Origin of the sequence: Halorubrum sp. Ea8 (assembly GCF_002252925.1) — an archaeon.
Classification (GTDB): Archaea; Halobacteriota; Halobacteria; order Halobacteriales; family Haloferacaceae; genus Halorubrum.
Map to the genome: position 1 here is coordinate 15,566 of NZ_NHPF01000090.1, position 16,174 is coordinate 31,739.

15 protein-coding genes are annotated in these 16,174 nt (G+C 69.0%); 11 read left to right on the top strand and 4 right to left on the bottom strand.

The window, feature by feature from the left end:
* Window positions 1–6: 6 nt before the first annotated feature.
* The 7 genes from DJ74_RS09805 to DJ74_RS09835 all read left to right on the top strand — a co-directional run bounded on the left by DJ74_RS09805 (window position 7) and on the right by DJ74_RS09835 (window position 8,275).
* The gene (locus tag DJ74_RS09805; RefSeq protein ID WP_094522286.1) at window positions 7–2,928 is read left to right on the top strand and encodes a DNA-directed RNA polymerase subunit A'; all 2,922 of its coding nucleotides are present in this window, start codon (window positions 7–9) and stop codon (window positions 2,926–2,928) included.
* Complete coding sequence (rpoA2, locus tag DJ74_RS09810; protein WP_094522287.1) at window positions 2,921–4,135, top strand: DNA-directed RNA polymerase subunit A''; 1,215 nt, start codon at window positions 2,921–2,923, stop codon at window positions 4,133–4,135. The genes DJ74_RS09805 and rpoA2 overlap by 8 nt, the downstream gene beginning before the upstream one ends.
* Window positions 4,135–4,554 (top strand): NusA-like transcription termination signal-binding factor, encoded by a 420-nt coding sequence (locus DJ74_RS09815; protein ID WP_094522288.1) that lies wholly within the window; start codon window positions 4,135–4,137, stop codon window positions 4,552–4,554. Before rpoA2 ends, DJ74_RS09815 begins: the two co-directional genes overlap by 1 nt.
* Window positions 4,555–4,642: 88 nt before the next feature.
* Entirely contained in the window at window positions 4,643–5,485 is an 843-nt protein-coding gene (locus DJ74_RS09820) for a hypothetical protein (RefSeq protein ID WP_094527134.1), read from the top strand.
* Window positions 5,486–5,702: 217 nt separating this feature from the next.
* Window positions 5,703–6,131, top strand: coding sequence for a 30S ribosomal protein S12 (locus DJ74_RS09825; protein WP_004048726.1), 429 nt, complete (start codon window positions 5,703–5,705; stop codon window positions 6,129–6,131).
* Window positions 6,128–6,781: a 30S ribosomal protein S7 gene (locus DJ74_RS09830; RefSeq protein ID WP_094522290.1), complete on the top strand. Its 654-nt coding sequence runs from the start codon at window positions 6,128–6,130 to the stop codon at window positions 6,779–6,781. Before DJ74_RS09825 ends, DJ74_RS09830 begins: the two co-directional genes overlap by 4 nt.
* A gap of 186 nt (window positions 6,782–6,967) precedes the next feature.
* Entirely contained in the window at window positions 6,968–8,275 is a 1,308-nt protein-coding gene (locus tag DJ74_RS09835) for a dicarboxylate/amino acid:cation symporter (RefSeq protein ID WP_170938265.1), read from the top strand.
* A 39-nt stretch (window positions 8,276–8,314) separates the two neighbouring features.
* On the opposite strand, the gene DJ74_RS09840 is transcribed toward DJ74_RS09835, so the two are convergent.
* The gene (locus tag DJ74_RS09840; protein WP_094527135.1) at window positions 8,315–10,300 is read right to left on the bottom strand and encodes an aconitate hydratase; all 1,986 of its coding nucleotides are present in this window, start codon (window positions 10,298–10,300) and stop codon (window positions 8,315–8,317) included.
* 266 nt (window positions 10,301–10,566) lie between these two features.
* On the opposite strand from DJ74_RS09840, the gene DJ74_RS09845 reads away from it, so the two are divergent.
* Window positions 10,567–11,040 carry a deoxyuridine 5'-triphosphate nucleotidohydrolase gene (locus tag DJ74_RS09845; RefSeq protein WP_094522293.1) on the top strand — a complete coding sequence of 158 codons (474 nt, stop codon included), beginning with the start codon at window positions 10,567–10,569 and terminating at the stop codon, window positions 11,038–11,040.
* Between the two features lie 342 nt (window positions 11,041–11,382).
* Here the strand turns inward: DJ74_RS09845 and DJ74_RS09850 are convergent, their stop codons facing one another.
* The 3 genes from DJ74_RS09850 to DJ74_RS09860 all read right to left on the bottom strand — a co-directional run bounded on the left by DJ74_RS09850 (window position 11,383) and on the right by DJ74_RS09860 (window position 14,306).
* Window positions 11,383–12,759, bottom strand: coding sequence for an LLM class flavin-dependent oxidoreductase (locus DJ74_RS09850; RefSeq protein ID WP_094527136.1), 1,377 nt, complete (start codon window positions 12,757–12,759; stop codon window positions 11,383–11,385).
* A 126-nt stretch (window positions 12,760–12,885) separates the two neighbouring features.
* Entirely contained in the window at window positions 12,886–13,293 is a 408-nt protein-coding gene (locus DJ74_RS09855; RefSeq protein ID WP_094522295.1) for a cyclic nucleotide-binding/CBS domain-containing protein, read from the bottom strand.
* Window positions 13,294–13,349: 56 nt separating this feature from the next.
* Window positions 13,350–14,306, bottom strand: coding sequence for a DUF5787 family protein (locus DJ74_RS09860; RefSeq protein WP_094527137.1), 957 nt, complete (start codon window positions 14,304–14,306; stop codon window positions 13,350–13,352).
* 179 nt (window positions 14,307–14,485) lie between these two features.
* Here DJ74_RS09860 and DJ74_RS09865 point away from each other — a divergent pair, with 179 nt between their 5' ends.
* From DJ74_RS09865 to nadE, 3 genes are all read left to right on the top strand, one after another.
* Window positions 14,486–14,869 (top strand): hypothetical protein, encoded by a 384-nt coding sequence (locus tag DJ74_RS09865; protein ID WP_094522297.1) that lies wholly within the window; start codon window positions 14,486–14,488, stop codon window positions 14,867–14,869.
* Complete coding sequence (locus tag DJ74_RS09870; RefSeq protein ID WP_394338310.1) at window positions 14,866–15,531, top strand: NUDIX hydrolase; 666 nt, start codon at window positions 14,866–14,868, stop codon at window positions 15,529–15,531. The genes DJ74_RS09865 and DJ74_RS09870 overlap by 4 nt, the downstream gene beginning before the upstream one ends.
* A gap of 128 nt (window positions 15,532–15,659) precedes the next feature.
* The coding region (gene nadE / locus DJ74_RS09875) for an NAD(+) synthase (protein WP_094527138.1) at window positions 15,660–16,174 on the top strand (515 nt) is incomplete at its 3' end.

Here is a 16,174-nt window from a genome sequence, read left to right on the forward strand (position 1 = left end):
ATGTCAATGCAAACACCGAAAGTGCTCGGCGGCATCGACTTCGGCCTCATGGACCCGGAAACGTACCGGGACATGTCGGCGACGAAGGTGATCACGGCCGACACGTACGACGACGACGGCTACCCGATCGACATGGGGCTGATGGACCCGCGGCTCGGCGTCATCGACCCCGGCCTGGAGTGCCGGACCTGCGGCTCCCACTCCGGCTCCTGTAACGGTCACTTCGGCCACATCGAGCTGGCCGCGCCCGTCATCCACGTGGGCTTCACGAAGCTCATCCGGCGCCTGCTCCGCTCGACGTGCCGCGAGTGCGGCCGACTCGCCCTGGACGAGGCGCAGCGCGACGAGTTCCGCGACCGCTACGAGCGGGCGAAGGAGCTCGGCGACGACGAGCACGACGTGCTGAAGGCCGCCGTCCGGCAGGCCCGGAAGGCGTCGACGTGCCCGTTCTGCGGCGAGCCGCAGGCGGACATCAAACACGAGAAGCCGACCACCTACTACGAGGTGCAGGACGTGCTCTCGGGCGACTACTCCGAGCGGATCGCGGCCGCGATGCAGCCCGACGAGGAGGAGGACGACCCGGGGACCTCCCCGCAGGAGCTCGCCGAGAAGACCGACATCGCCTTAGACCGGATCAACGATATCATGGCCGGCGAGTTCCGCCCGCGCAAGGAGGACCGCCGGTCCATCGAGAAGGCGCTCGACGTCGACCTCACCGAGGAGGACATGAACAAGCTGATGCCCTCGGACATCCGCGACTGGTTCGAGGACATCCCGAACGAGGACTTAGAGGTCCTCGGCATCGACGCGGAGGACTCCCGACCGGAGTGGATGATCCTGACGGTCCTCCCCGTCCCGCCGGTGACCACGCGCCCCTCCATCACGCTCGATAACGGCCAGCGCTCCGAGGACGACCTCACGCACAAGCTGGTCGACATCATCCGGATCAACCAGCGGTTCATGGAGAACCGCGAGGCGGGCGCCCCGCAGCTGATCATCGAGGACCTCTGGGAGCTGCTCCAGTACCACGTCACCACGTTCGTCGACAACGAGATCAGCGGGACCCCGCCGGCGCGACACCGCTCCGGCCGCCCCCTCAAGACGCTCAGCCAGCGGCTGAAGGGGAAGGAGGGCCGCTTCCGCGGCTCGCTGTCCGGGAAGCGCGTCAACTTCTCCGCTCGGACCGTCATCTCGCCGGACCCGACCCTCTCGCTGAACGAGGTCGGCGTGCCGGACCGCGTCGCCAAGGAGATGACGCAGACGCTCAACGTCACCGAGCGCAACGTCGAGGAGGCGCGCCAGTACGTCCGGAACGGCCCGGAGGCGCACCCCGGCGCGAACTACGTCCGACGACCTGACGGGCGTCGCCTGAAGGTGACCGAGAAGAACTGCGAGGAGCTCGCCGAGAAGGTGGAGGCCGACTGGGAGGTCAACCGGCACCTCGTCGACGGCGACATCGTGATCTTCAACCGGCAGCCCTCGCTGCACCGGATGTCCATCATGGCCCACGAGGTCGTGGTGATGCCGTACAAGACGTTCCGGCTCAACACCGTCGTCTGTCCGCCGTACAACGCCGACTTCGACGGCGACGAGATGAACATGCACGCGCTCCAGAACGAGGAGGCCCGCGCCGAGGCGCGCGTCCTCATGCGCGTGCAAGAACAGATCCTCTCGCCGCGGTTCGGCGGGAACATCATCGGCGCGATCCAGGACCACATCTCCGGGACGTACCTGCTCACGCACTCGAACCCCGAGTTCACCGAGACGCAGGCGCTCGACCTGCTCCGGGCGACGCGAGTGGACGAGCTCCCCGAGGCCGACGGCGTCGACGACGACGGCCGCGACTACTGGACCGGCCGGACGCTGTTCTCCGAGCTGCTGCCCGACGACCTCACGCTGCACTTCTCGTCGTCGACCGGCGACGACGTCGTCATCGAGAACGGCCAGCTGGTCGAGGGGACGATCGACGAGGACGCGGTCGGCGCCTTCGGCGGCGAAGTCGTCGACACCCTCACCAAGGAGTACGGCGAGACGCGCTCGCGCGTGTTCATCAACGAGATCGCGTCGCTCGCGATGCGCGCGATCATGCACTTCGGCTTCTCGATCGGGATCGACGACGAGTCGATCCCGCCGGAGGCCGAAGAGCAGGTCGACGACGCGATCGAGAGCGCGTACGACCGCGTCCAGGAGCTGATCGCGACGTACGAGGCCGGCGAGCTGGAGTCGCTGCCGGGCCGCGGCGTCGACGAGACCCTGGAGATGAAGATCATGCAGACGCTCGGAAAGGCCCGCGACTCGGCCGGGGAGATCGCCGACCAGCACTTCGGCGACGACAACCCGGCGGTCGTGATGGCCCGCTCCGGCGCGCGTGGCTCGATGCTGAACCTGACGCAGATGGCCGGCTCCGTCGGCCAGCAGGCGGTCCGCGGCGAGCGGATCAACCGCGGCTACGAGGACCGGACGCTCTCTCACTACAAGGAGAACGACCTCTCTGCGGAGGCGCACGGCTTCGTCGAGAACTCCTACCGCGGCGGGCTCACGCCCGAGGAGTTCTTCTTCCACGCGATGGGGGGCCGCGAGGGGCTGGTCGACACGGCGGTCCGGACCTCCAAGTCCGGCTACCTGCAGCGCCGCCTCATCAACGCGCTCTCCGAGCTGGAGGCGCAGTACGACGGCACGGTCCGAGACACCTCGGGCCGGATCGTCCAGTTCGAGTTCGGCGAGGACGGCACCTCGCCGGTGAAGGTGTCCTCCGGCGAGGGCGACGGCATCGACGTGGACGACATCGTCGACCGCGTCGTCGACTCCGAGTTCGACTCCGACGACGAGAAGGAGCGGTTCCTCGGCGAGCGCACGCCGCCGACGAACCTGTCGGAGCACGCCGGACCCGGCCTGAACAAGGCCTCGGGGGTGGAGTCGGATGACTGAGTACGACCACGTCACCGACGACATGGAGGCGGTCGTGGAGGCGACCGAGCTGCCCAGCCGCCTCAAAGACGAGGTGTACGAGGCGCTCGAGAAGAAGGGCGAAGAGACCGGCGAGATCACGGTCGAGCAGGCCACCGAGGTCGCGACGGGCGTCGAGAACCGCTACGTCGAGACGCGCGTGGACCCGCTCGACCCCGTCGGCACCGTCTCCGCGCAGTCGATCGGCGAGCCCGGAACGCAGATGACGATGAACACGTTCCACTACGCCGGCGTCGCGGAGATCGACGTCACGCAGGGGCTCCCCCGGCTCATCGAGCTGGTGGACGCCCGGAAGACGCCGGACACGCCGATGATGACCGTCCACCTCGAGGGCGAGTACGCGACGGACCGCGAGAAGGCCCACGAGGTCGTCTGGTCCATCGAGGCGACGCGCATCCTCGCGCTCGGCGACGTGTCGACGAACGTCGCCGACATGCTGGTGCGGATCGACCTGAACGACGACACCCTGCTCGAGCGGTGGCCGACCCACTCCGATCCCTCGGAGGTCGCCGAGATCATCGCCGAGACGATCGAGGACTCGCTCGGCGTCGACACCCGGCAGTCGGGCACCGTCATCGAGTTCGGCCCCGGAGAGCCGAGCTACCGCGAGCTGCTCCAGCTCGTCGAGCGGCTCCGGGAGATAGTGTTCAAAGGGATCGAAGAGATCGAGCGCGTCGTCATCCGGAAAGAGGAGATCGACGGCGACGAGGAGTTCGTCCTCTACACCGAGGGGTCGGCGTTCGGCGACACCCTCGACATCGAGGGCGTCGACGCCTCGCGCACGACGTGTAACAACATCCACGAGATCTACCGCAACCTCGGCGTCGAGGCGGCCCGCGAGACGATCATCGACGAGACGAAGAACACGCTCGAAGAGCAGGGGCTCGACGACGTGAACGTCCGCCACCTGATGCTCGTGGCGGACATGATGACGACCAACGGCGAGATCGACTCGATCGGCCGCCACGGCATCTCGGGATCGAAGGACTCCGTGCTCGCGCGCGCGGCGTTCGAGGTGACGGTCAACCACCTGCTCGACGCCGCGATCCACGGCGAGTACGACGAGCTCGACGGCGTCATCGAGAACGTCATCGCCGGCAAGCCGATCTCGCTCGGCACCGGCGACGTCGACCTCCGGATGGGGTCGCGCGTCGTGGGCGACGACTGATGTACGTCGAGCTCTCCGACGAGGCGCGGCGCTACATCGGTCGGTTCGACGAGCTGACCGGGGTCGCGCCGAAGGACTGCCTCGTGGAGGGCGACCGGCTCGTGTTCCTCGTGCCGGCCGGCGAGATGGCCGCCGCGATCGGACAGGCGGGCGAGACCGTCGAGGAGGCGGAGCGGCGGCTGGGCAAGTCGGTCGAGCTGGTGGAGGACGCGGACACGCCGGAGGCGTTCGTCTCGAGCGCGCTCGCGCCCGCGGCGGTCAACGCCGTGACCATCTCCGAGCAGAACGACCGCGTCGCGTACGTCGAGGTGCCGGAGCCGGACCGCGGCGTCGCCATCGGCGCCGACGGGACCAACATCGAGACGGCACGGACGCTGGCGAAGCGCCACCACGACATCGACGACGTGCAGCTGACGTAGGTCGCGATCCCGCGTCTAGCCGTCCGCGAACGTACGTTCCGTATCCGGGGATCCGCGCGCTTTTGACCGCGGCTCCGTTTTGTGACCCATGAACCGCAGACGCCTCCTCGCGAGCCTCGGGACCGCAGTCGCGGTCGGGAGCGCCGGCTGTTCCGACGACGAGGGTGACGGGTCCGGCAACCCGACCGACGACGGGTCCGACCGCCCGTTCACCGACGCGAACTGGCGCGACGGCGACGCGCTCGCGCTCGACGCGCTCGCCGAGTCCCACGTCGACGCGTTCGTCGACGCGGGCGGCTTCACCCTGTTCTCGACGGCCGAGACGAGTCACGACGGCGACGCGGATCCGACGCCGTGGCTCCCGTCGCAGGTGTACGAATCGGGCTACGACCTCGAGAACGGTCGCCAGTACGTGAGACAGGAGCTGACGGAGACGGAAGAGCCGGACGTCACGGAGCTGTACATCGCCGGCGACGAACTGCTGTTCCGGCGGCAGACCGACGGCGAGACGCAGTACGACCGCCAGTCGGTGGACCGCTCGGAGGGCGACCTCGAAGAGGCGATGCGACAGGAGGCGCTGACGGGGATCCGCGTCGAGGGGGAGACGGAGACCGGCGAGACGCAGTACGAGGGACTGAACCGCTGGAACATGGCGAGCGACGGGGCGGGCGAAGTCCGCGGCGAGACGACCGCCCGGTTCACCGCCGACGAGTTCGACGGCGACCGGAACATCCCCGAGACCGTCGAGACCGCGTCCGCGACGGCGCACGTGTACGAAGCCGGCGTCGTCCCGCGGCTGGAACAGTCGTGGGCCGGCGGACACGACGGGGGAGAAGCGACCGTCGACATCGACATCGACTACCGCGATCCCGGGGCGGAGATCCCCGAACCCGACTGGGTCGCCGACGCCCGCGAGGCGACGAGCGAGTGATGACGACCGGCGGCGACGGCGACTCGCGGTCGGCGGCGAACGACGGGCGCTCGCGACGGCTTACCGTCTCAGCGGAGACGAGCGGCGGTCGTTTCGAATCCGCTCGTGGAGAGAAACACTCTCAGAACGGACGAGAGGTACCGCTCGGGCGATCTGAGGGCGTTTCGCCGCGTCGAAAGACGACGCTTAAGTAGCTCCGTTCGGAAGTAGACGTACGATGGCGAACGGCAAATACGCGGCCCGTAAGCTCAAACAGGACCGGCAGAAGCGCCGCTGGTCCGACTCCGAGTACGCTCGGCGAGAGCGCGGGCTCAAGAAGAAGTCCGACCCCCTCGAGGGCGCCCCGCAGGCTCGCGGGATCGTCCTGGAGAAGGTCGGAATCGAAGCAAAGCAGCCGAACTCGGCGATCCGAAAGTGCGTCCGCGTCCAGCTCATCAAGAACGGGAAGCAGGTCACCGCGTTCTGTCCCGGTGACGGCGCCATCTCGTTCATCGACGAGCACGACGAGGTCACGATCGCCGGGATCGGCGGGGCTAAGGGTCGCGCGATGGGCGACCTCTCCGGTGTCAACTACAAAGTCGAGAAGGTCAACGGCGTCTCCATGATCGAACTGGTTCGCGGAAACGCGGAGAAGCCCGTCAGATGAGCGGCGAGGAGACCGAGGCGCCGTCCGACGAGGACGTCGCCGCCGACGAACCGGATCCGGACGCGCCCGCGTCCAGCGAGGCCGCCAACGAGAACGCCAAGCTGTTCGGCGTCTGGGACGTCACCGAGATCGCCTACGAGGACCCCTCGACGAAACGCTACATGACCGTGACGCCCATCGCCCACACGATGGGGCGCCACGCGTCGAAGCAGTTCAAGAAGTCCGAGATCTCCCTGGTCGAGCGGCTGATCAACCGCCTGATGCAGACCGACGAGAACACGGGCAAGAAGCAGCAGGCGACGCGGATCGTCCGCGACGCCTTCGACATCGTCCACGAACGGACCGAGGAGAACCCGGTGCAGGTCCTCGTTCGCGCGGTCGAGAACGCCGCGCCGCGGGAAGAGACCGTCCGCCTGAAGTACGGCGGCATCTCCGTCCCCAAGGCGGTCGACGTCGCGCCCCAGCGCCGCGTCGACCAAGCGCTGCTGTTCATCTCTGACGGCGTCGCCAGCGCGACGTACAAGTCGAGCACCGCCGCCGCCGAGGCGCTCGCCAACGAGCTTACGACCGCTGCCGACTACGACGCCGACCGCTCCTACTCCATCTCGCAGAAGGAGGAGCGCGAGCGCGTCGCCGCCGCGGCCCGCTAACGAGGCGGACCTCGGCGAGCCGACCGGCGCCGAGCGATTCTCTCTCTCCGCGCCCCCCGAGCGACGGCCTCATCCGGACCGCCAAGGCTCTGACTCCTGACTCCCGCCGCCTCGTGTCACAGGTCCCGGCGAGCCTGCGGGTCTGGCAATATTTACTTGTGGGTCCTCCGGAAACACGCTCGCCGTATGGCAAACGCGCTGATGCAGTCCTGGCGGCGGTACCGCGAGGTACCGATCGTGTATCGCATCGGACTGGCGTTCGTGCTCGGTTCGGTGTTCGGGCTCGTCGTGGGGCAGCCGGCGACGGTGCTCCAGCCGCTCGGCGACCTGTTCGTGAACCTGCTGAGCATGCTGATCGTCCCGATCGTCGTGTTCACGCTGCTGATGGGGGCGCGGCGGCTCTCGCCGAGCAACCTCGGGAAGATCGGCGGGCAGGTGGTCGGGTTGTACGCGCTCACCTCGGCCGCGGCGGTCGGGTTCGGACTGCTAGTCGCGAACCTCATCGATCCGGGAGCCAACCTCGAACTGGGCGACGCGGAAGCACAGACCGCAGAGGCGCCCGACATCGTCGAGGTGCTCCTCGGGATCGTTCCCGAGAACCCGATCGGCGCGATGGCGGCCGGGGACATTCTCCCGACGATCTTCTTCGTCATCGTGTTCGGACTCGCGCTGGCGCTCGTCGAGCAGTCCACCGACTCGGCCGACATCCGCGAGGGCGTCGAATCGTTCTACAACTTGGCTGAGGCGGGCGCAGAGGCGATGTTCAAGGTCGTCTGGGGCGTGATGGAGTACGGCGTGATCGGCGTGTTCGCGTTGATGGCGGCGGTGTTCGGCGAAGCCGGCGTCGACGCGATCGTCCCGTTCGCCCTGCTTATCGCCACACTAGCGATCGCCGTCGCCGCGCACATCGCGGTCGTCCACCTCGGGGTCATCGTGCGGCTGCTCGCCGGACAGTCGCCAACAGCCTTTCTCGCCGGGGGACGCGACGCGCTGATCACCGCGCTGTCGATCCGCTCGTCGAGCGGGACGCTTCCGGTGACGATGGCGAACGCCGAGGACAACTTCCACATCGACGAAGGGGTCTACAGCTTCTCGTTGCCGCTTGGCGCGACGATCAACATGGACGGCACCGCCCTCTACCAGGGCGTGGCCGCGGTCTTCGCCGCGAATCTCGTCGGCGTACAACTGTCCATCGCCGAACAGGTGACCGTCGTCCTCGTGGCGGTGCTGGCGAGCGTCGGGGCGGCGGGCGTGCCGGGGACCGGGCTCATCATGTTGACGCTCGTGTTGACGCAGCTCGGACTGCCGCTCGAAGTCGTCGGGTTCGTCGCCGGCGTCGACCCGATCCTGGATCGGCTGCGGACGATGACCAACATCAGCGGCGATCTGGCGGTCACCACGATCGTCGCGAAGTGGAACGACGCGGTCGACTTCACGCGGGGCGCGTGGGTCGGGAAGAGCGATGACCTCGGCGTCGCCGCCGGCGACGACTAAAAACGGAGTAAGCTGGGACGATCGGCGTCGGCGGTCGCCTCAGTCGTCGGCCGGCGCCGCGCCGGAGCCGTCGTCGACGTGCTGCTGTTTGACCCACGAGAGCTTGCCGCCGGCGGCGAGGATGTCGCGCTCGCGCTCGGAGGCGTCGAGGTCGGCGGTGAACTCCCACTCGCCGTTGACGCTCACGGTGAACTCCTCCTGCCCGGAGGAGACGCCCGCGGGCACGTCGTCGACGATCTCGAGGTCGTCGCCCTGCTCGATCTCCTCGTACGTCTCCGCGTCGATCGCCAGCGGGACGATGCCGAAGTTGAACAGGTTCGCCTTGTGGATACGGGCGAAGCTCTGCGCGAAGACCGCCTCGATGCCGAGGTACATCGGACAGAGGGCGGCGTGCTCGCGGGAAGAGCCCTGCCCGTAGTTCTCGCCGGCGACGAGGACGCCCCCGTCGGCGTCGAGCGCGCGCTGCGCGAACGTGTCGTCGACGCGCGAGAGCGTGAACTCGGAGAGCTTCTCGATGTTCGAGCGGAACTTCAGGATGTCCGCCGTCGCCGGGATGATGTGGTCGGTGGTGATGTTGTCCTCCATCTTGAGGAGCGCCTCACCGCCGTCCACGTCGATCCCGTCCTTGAGCGGCACGTCGCCGATGTTCGGGCCCTTGACGAGACCGTCGTCGATCGCCTCGTCGGGCGAGATGATGTCGGAGTCGGACTCACCCATGCCGGGGCCGTACTTCGTCCCCATTTCCAGGCCGGGCTCCTCGAGGTCGCCGAGGTCGTCCGCGAGGTCGCGCGGGTCGACGATCTCGCCGGTGATGGCCGCCGCGGTGGCGACCTCGGGCGAGCAGAGGAAGACGGAGTCGTCCTCGATGCCCGAGCGGCCCTCGAAGTTGCGGTTGAAGGTGCGCAGCGAGACGGAGTCGGAGGCGGGCACGTGACCGATGCCGATACACGCGCCGCAGGTCGCCTCGGAGAAGTTGACGCCGGCCGCCATCATCTCCGCGGTCCAGCCCTCGCGGGCCAGCATCTCGGACGCCTGCTTGGAGCCGGGCGCGACGATCATCTCGGTGCTCTTGGACACCTCGCGTCCCTCCAGCATCTTCGCGCTGGGGAGGATGTCCTCGTAGGCGCCGTTGGTACAGGAGCCGATGATGACCTGCTCGACGTCGGTGCCCTCGTACTCGCTGACGGGGGCGACGTTGTCGGGCATCGACGGGGCGGCGACGAGCGGTTCGAGGTCGGAGAGGTCGACCTCGATCGTCTCCGCGTACTCCGCGTCGTCGTCGGGCTGGAGGTCGACGTACTCCTCTTCGCGGTCCTGACGGGAGAGCCAGTCTTTCGTCTTCTCGTCGGTCGCGAAAATGGAGGAGGTGGCGCCGAGCTCGGTGCCGAGGTTGGTGATCGTGGTCCGCTCGGGGATCGAGAGGTTCTCGGCGCCAGGGCCGGTGTACTCGAAGATCTTGCCGACGCCGCCCTTGACCGTCAGATCGCCGAGGAGGTGGAGCGCGATGTCCTTCGCGGTCGCCCACTCGGGGAGCTCGCCCTCGAGGTGGACGTTGACGACCTCGGGCATCTCGACGTAGTAGGGGCCGCCGCCCATCGCGACGGCGATGTCGAGCCCGCCGGCGCCGATCGCGAGCTGGCCGAGCCCGCCGGGGGTCGGCGTGTGCGAGTCGGAGCCGAGCAGCGTCTTGCCGGGCGCCGCGAAGTTCTCCTTGTGGACCTGGTGGCAGATGCCGTTGCCGGGCCGCGAGAAGTAGGCCCCGTACGTGCCGGCCGCGGAGCGGAGGAACCGGTGGTCGTCGGTGTTCTTGAAGTCGAACTGGTACGTCTGGTGGTCGCAGTACTGCGCGGCGAGCTCCGTCTGGATCTCGTTCATCTCCAGCGCCTCGAACTGGAGCCACACCATCGTCCCCGTCGTGTCCTGCGTCAGCACTTGGTCGATCTCGATGCCGATCTCCTCGCCGGGCGTCAGCTCGCCCTCGACGAGGTGGTCACCGAGGATCTTCTCCGTAATCGTTTGTCCCATATCATCCGCACGTCGCTCTCCCGTGGATATAAAACCCGCGAGTTTCCCGAAAGATCGACCGTGTAGGATCCGTCTGACCGGCAATTCTTGGCGGGAGATCGGCGGGATATCGTTCCCCGTGAGAGCGGTATCCGTAACGAGTGTATAAGGCTCATAAAGGCCGTTGGCGGCCGGATTATCCGGATCTCACGGCGGCGTCGGCCGGGCCGGTGCGCGTCGCGACCGGGTGCGACACCGTTTAGTCTCGCCCGCGGATTCGGTCGGGCATGTTCGACTCGGGAGCAACGGTCGCGGCGGCGCTGGAAGCCGGCGACGCCGACCTCGACGACGCGCAGCGACAGCCGAACGGCGTCGACCTCACGGTCGGAGAGGTCTTCGAGCAGACGGCGCCCGGACGGATCGGCCGCGACGGGAAACGCGTCGGCGAGCGTGAGCCGGTACCGCTCGAAGACGGCGTCTACCGGCTGGAGCCGGGAACGTACGTGGTCCGGTACGGGGAGCCGGTGCGGATACCGAGCGAGCGGGTCGGGTTCGTGCTCCCGCGGTCGACGCTGCTACGGAACTCCTGTACCCTCGACACTGCCGTCTGGGACGCCGGCTACGAGGGCGTCGGCGAGGGCCGCCTCGACGTGGGCCACGCTCTTGAGATCGAGCCCGGCGCGCGGATCGCCCAGTTGGTTCTCGCCGCCGCCGATCACGACGGAGCGTACGAGGGGTCGTATCAGGGGGAAAATCTCTGAGAGCGTCGGGGGAGGACCGCTGAGAATATCAGGGGAGGACCGCTGAAAAACGGGCGCGGAGTCGGCGACGCTCGCACGCGCCGGGGGCGCGGCCGCGGAAGACGGTCTTCGCTCGCCGACATGAGGCCGTCGCTCATCGATACGAAAGGACGAACGGCACGCCCGTGCCGGGAAAAGGTGGCACAGGCGTGCCGTTCAGTAGGTCCCCGCTGACGCTTCGGCCCTCCAAGCGAAGCGTCAACCGAGATAAGCAGTGGAACGCACTTAAGGGTAGCGGGGGCGGCAGGGCTATCGGATTCGGATCCAGTGAAGTCGACAGGAGAATCGGCCGACGCGAGCGACCTACCGCCTCGCCGGATGGTCGTCGCGGAGCCGGGACTGCCCCTCGCCGAGCAGCCGCTCGCGGAGGGTGCCGTCGCCGCGGGGAGCGTCGCCGGCGTCGTCCGGGTCCGGAACGAGTCCGCGCTCGCGGAGCTCCGGGACGACGAGGTCAACGAAGTCCGTCAGCGAGTCGGGGCGGACGACCTCCTTCACGTTGAATCCGTGGACGCCGACCTCCTCGTGCCAGTACGCCAACTCGTCGGCGACCACCTCGGGGGTACCGACGATCGTCGGTGAAGTGGTGCCGAGCCCGCAGAACTCCGCGACCTCGCGGACCGTCCACTCGCGGTCCGGCTGCGCCTTCGTGAACGCGTTCATCGTCCCCTGTATCGCGTCCGTCTCGATGTGCTCGACCTTCTGGTCGGGGTCGAGCTCCGAAAGGTCCATGTCGAGGAAGCCGGAGAGGAGCGCGAGCGTCGCCTCGACGTCGACGTGGCGCGTGTACTCCTCGTGCTTCGCCTCCGCTATCGCCTGCGTCTCGCCGACGACGGGGACGACGCCGATGAAGAACTTCAGGCTCTCGGGGTCGCGGCCGTGGTCGGCCGCGCGCGATTTCACGTCGGCCATGTACTCGCGAACGCCCTCCTCGGTCGGCTGGCTGGCGAAGACGGCCTCGGCGTTCGCGGCCGCGAACTCCCGGCCACGGTCGGAGGAGCCGGCCTGATACACGACCGGGGTCCGCTGCGGCGAGGGCTCGCAGCCGTGGGGGCCGGGCACGGAAAAGTGCTCCCCCTCGTGGGCGATCGCAGACACCTTCTCGGGGTCGGTGTAGCGCCCGGCCTCGCGGTCGACCTCGACCGCGTCGTCGTCCCACGACTCCTCCCACAGCTTGTAGCAGACGTCGAGGAACTCGTCGGCGCGGTCGTAACGCGTCTGCTTGTCCATCCGCTCCGAGAGCCCGAGGTTTTCGGCGGCCGACTGGAGGTAGGAGGTGACGACGTTGATCGCGATCCGCCCGTCGGTGAGGTGATCGAGCGTGGAGAACTCCCGCGCGAGCTGGTAGGGATGGGTGTACGTCGTCGACCGCGTCACGGCGAACCCGAGGTCGTCGGTGACCTCCGCCATCGCGGGGACGACGAGCTGCGGGTCGCTCGCGGGCGTCTGGACCCCCTTCTCGACGGCCGTGTGCCGGTCGTCGCCGTACACGTCGTAGATCCCGCGCACGTCCGCGAAGAACACCGCGTCGAACCCGCCGCGCTCGGCGGTCCGGGCGACCTCGGTCCAGTACTCCCGGTCCGCGTACTCCGGCGACCGGTCGCCGGGGAAGGTCCACGACCCCGGCGAGACGTGCTCGACGGAGGCCATGGTAAAGAGGTTGAGATGCAGGTGGTCGGGCATGGACGCGGATACGGGAGGCCCCGGTAATACCCCACAGAAAGGGGCGTCACTTGTCGGCGTCGCGGACGCGGGGAGCGGCGGCGGTGAGCCCGACGGGGCGGGACGACCGTGCGGAGGGGAAGCGGCCTACGGAGACGCCGTCTCCGGCGAGGAGACGTACGCGGCGAAGTCGGAGGTCGTGATGATCCCGATGGGCGTGTCGCCGTCGACGACGGGCACGTGGTGGAACCCGTGCTCGACCATGACCGCGGCGATCGCGGAGACGGAGTCCTGCGCGCTCGCCGTGATGGGATCGCGCGTCATGTACCGCTCGACGGTCGTCTCCGCCTTCGGCTGGCTCTTCGCGACGATGTCGACGAAGTCGGTCGTGGTGAGGATGCCGACTAGGGCGCCGTCGTCGTCGACGACCAGCGCCGAGCTGATGTCGTTGTCGAGCAGCACGGCGGCCGCGTCCTCGACCAGCGTGTCCGGCGTTACCGTGTGGAGCTCGCTCGTCATCAACCGCGCGACGAACACGTCTTCGATGTCGTCCATACGTGTGAGTCCGTCGCTCGGGGTATAAGGATTCCCACAACGATCGTCCGCGACGGCTACAGGAACCGCGAGAGCCCCGACTGTCTGCGCGGCCCGTCGCCCCCGGGGTCGGCCGCCCACGCGGTCCGTTCGTCGCGGAGCCCGTCGCGGTCGACCGCCGGCGGGTCGGCGGGGTCGTACGCGTCACAGCCCGCGCCGCAGTCGCGACCCGGGTCCACCACTCGGTCGAACCGCTCGCAGTACGGGCGGCCGTCGGCGGTCCCCGTCGCGTGCGCGCATCCCGGGGGCGCCGGACGCCACCCCTTTCCGTACGCGCGCTCCGCGATCCGGCGCCGCTTGCGGGCCAACGCGTCCGGGCCGGCGAGCGCCACGTCGGTCCGGAGCGACCGCTCGTCGCGGATCTCGACGCCGGGCGCATCGGGGTCGAGGGGGGACGGCTCGCGGACCACCTCGCGCTCGCCCGTCTCCGGGTCGAACCGCCAGACGCCGACCGGGTCGGGGATCCGGTTCAAGTGCGCGCGGGTGACGTACGAGGCGGTGGCGAGAATCGCCTCGTCGAACAGGCCGAGCGCGACGTCGTACCGCAGTTGGGCCGCCAGATCGCCCGGCGTCCCGAGGTCGGGCTTGTTCTCGATCGCGGTCAGGGAGCCGATCCAGTCGTCGGGGTATCTGGCGGTCGCGCGCACGACCGGGCGCCCGTCGCGGCGCTCGCGTTCGAGGTAGCCGACCTCGGCCGCGCGTTCGACGACCGCCGCCGCCCGGTCCGGCGGGAGGTCGAACGCCTCGGTCACGGGGACCGCCTCCCCGGGCCCGACCGCCGCCTCGATCGCGGGGTCCGGGATCCGCTCGGGCGCGATCGCCGCCCGCCGATCGAACTCCGGTCCGGGTTCCAGCACGCAGACGTCGACGATCCGGCCGCCGGGGTTCGTGACCCCCGCGCCGAGCTGGCGGGCGACGACCCGGTCCGTCGATTCGAGCGCGGCGCACAGGGCCAGCTCGAACCGGAACTCCATGAAAGAGGTGAGGGGCGCCGGCGAGTAAAGCGCGTCGGCGCGGGCAGGGTTCGACCACGGCGAGCGGCAGGGGAGACGGGACCGCAACGGGAAGGCGGGACCGCGACGGGAGCGGCGGGGAAACGGGACCGCGCCGCCGCGGTCGAAACCGGTATTCCCGGCCGGCGCCAACGTCGACCATGCGCCGGGTCACCCGGAACCTCCTCGTCGCCATTGCGCTGGTCATCGTCGCCCTGCTCGCGTTGGGGGCCCTGCCGAGCTACCTCGGCAGCGGCGATCCCTACTACCTGACCGCCGAGCCGATCGAGACCGACGGGCCGGCCGTGGACGCGAACAACGTCTCGGAGCGCCGGTGGCCGTTCCTGACGAGCGCGCTCGCGAGCGACGACGGTCGCTCCGACCCGTACCGGGCCGACGCGTACGGGATCAAGAAGTGGTTCACCCACACGCCGTTCGACGAGGTGGACGCGCTCGCGCGACAGACCCCAGAGGCCGCGACCGGCGACGCGGTCCGCGTGCGGTACGAGGGGACGGTTTATCGCGTGGAGGTGGTTCGCCCGTGAGCGACGACGGTGAGCGCGCGAGCGACGAGGGCGACGCGCCCCGCCGCAACGACTCGGGCCGCGACGACGCGCCCGCCGCCGACCTCCGCGACCTCCCGGCCTTTTCCGACGGTCGCAACCACTCGCTGCCGGGCGAGCCGGAGTGGCCGGTACGGGAGGTCGCCGTCGAGTACGACCCCGGCTGGTTCGTCGGGGGGTACGACCGCGTCGAGCAGCCGGACGGCTCGGAGAAGAAGTACTACTGGGCGGAGCTGTCGCCGGCGACGGTCGTGATCGCGGTCGCCGACGGCGACGTGCTGTTCGTCGAGCAGTACCGCCCGACCGTGCGGAACACCCAGCTGGAGCTGCCCGCCGGGATCGTCGAGCGCGGCGAGTCGTACACCGCGGCCGGGGCGCGCGAGCTCGCCGAGGAGACCGGCTTCGCGCCCTCGTCGACGTCGCTGTTACAGGAGGTGTGGTGCTCGACGGGCGTGCTCCGGCACACGCGCGGGTACGTGTTCGCCGAGGGGCTGGAGCCGGTCGACGTCGACCACGACAGCAACGAGTTCCTCGCGCCGCGCGCGGTCCCGATCGAGGAGGCGCTGGAGGTCGCACGCGACCCGCCGACGAACGACGCGACGCTGGAGGGGCTGCTGCTCGCCGAGCGGGAGGGACTGCTGTAGGGGGAGACCGAATTTCGACGACGACGAGGGAGCGTGCGGCCCCGGAGCGAAGGCGACGAAACCCGACGAACGTCCAGTTCACGGGCGAGAAGCGGGGATATTAGTCGTCTCGGCCCCTGTCTATTACCATGAGTCAGACCTCGAAGCAGTCGGTGTTGCTGTCGGACGACCCGCCGCTCGACCTCCGTCTCTCGGAGTCGGAGCTGGAGGCGACCCGCGAGCGCGTCGTCGCGTTCATCGGGGACGTCGTCGACGACGCGGGCGCGGAGGGCGCCGTCCTCGGCCTCTCGGGCGGAGTCGATTCGACGCTGACCGCCTACCTCGCCGTCGAGGCCCTCGGCGAGGACGGGCTCCACGGGATCACGATGCCCTCGGCGGTGAACGACCCGGACGTGATGACCGACGCCGAGCGCGTCGCCCACGAGCTCGGGATCGAGTACGACGTGGTCGAGATCCAGCCGATCGCGGAGTCCTTCTTCGACGCATTCCCGGAGGCCGCGGCCGATCAGACGGCGGCCGGGAACGTGTACGTCCGGACCCGCGCGGTTCCCCGTCCCGAGCACGACCCGGTTCTCCGCGTTGGCGACGAGGGAATTGAGGACCGCGCGGAGGCGATGACCGGCTACTACACGAAGTACGGCGA

Coding starts and splice junctions, on each gene's coding strand:
- DJ74_RS09805 (WP_094522286.1), top strand. CDS start 7: ATGCAAACACCGAAAGTGCTCGGCGGCATCGACTTCGGCCTCATGGAC.
- rpoA2 (WP_094522287.1), top strand. CDS start 2,921: ATGACTGAGTACGACCACGTCACCGACGACATGGAGGCGGTCGTGGAG.
- DJ74_RS09815 (WP_094522288.1), top strand. CDS start 4,135: ATGTACGTCGAGCTCTCCGACGAGGCGCGGCGCTACATCGGTCGGTTC.
- DJ74_RS09820 (WP_094527134.1), top strand. CDS start 4,643: ATGAACCGCAGACGCCTCCTCGCGAGCCTCGGGACCGCAGTCGCGGTC.
- DJ74_RS09825 (WP_004048726.1), top strand. CDS start 5,703: ATGGCGAACGGCAAATACGCGGCCCGTAAGCTCAAACAGGACCGGCAG.
- DJ74_RS09830 (WP_094522290.1), top strand. CDS start 6,128: ATGAGCGGCGAGGAGACCGAGGCGCCGTCCGACGAGGACGTCGCCGCC.
- DJ74_RS09835 (WP_170938265.1), top strand. CDS start 6,968: ATGGCAAACGCGCTGATGCAGTCCTGGCGGCGGTACCGCGAGGTACCG.
- DJ74_RS09840 (WP_094527135.1), bottom strand. CDS start 10,300: ATGGGACAAACGATTACGGAGAAGATCCTCGGTGACCACCTCGTCGAG.
- DJ74_RS09845 (WP_094522293.1), top strand. CDS start 10,567: ATGTTCGACTCGGGAGCAACGGTCGCGGCGGCGCTGGAAGCCGGCGAC.
- DJ74_RS09850 (WP_094527136.1), bottom strand. CDS start 12,759: ATGCCCGACCACCTGCATCTCAACCTCTTTACCATGGCCTCCGTCGAG.
- DJ74_RS09855 (WP_094522295.1), bottom strand. CDS start 13,293: ATGGACGACATCGAAGACGTGTTCGTCGCGCGGTTGATGACGAGCGAG.
- DJ74_RS09860 (WP_094527137.1), bottom strand. CDS start 14,306: ATGGAGTTCCGGTTCGAGCTGGCCCTGTGCGCCGCGCTCGAATCGACG.
- DJ74_RS09865 (WP_094522297.1), top strand. CDS start 14,486: ATGCGCCGGGTCACCCGGAACCTCCTCGTCGCCATTGCGCTGGTCATC.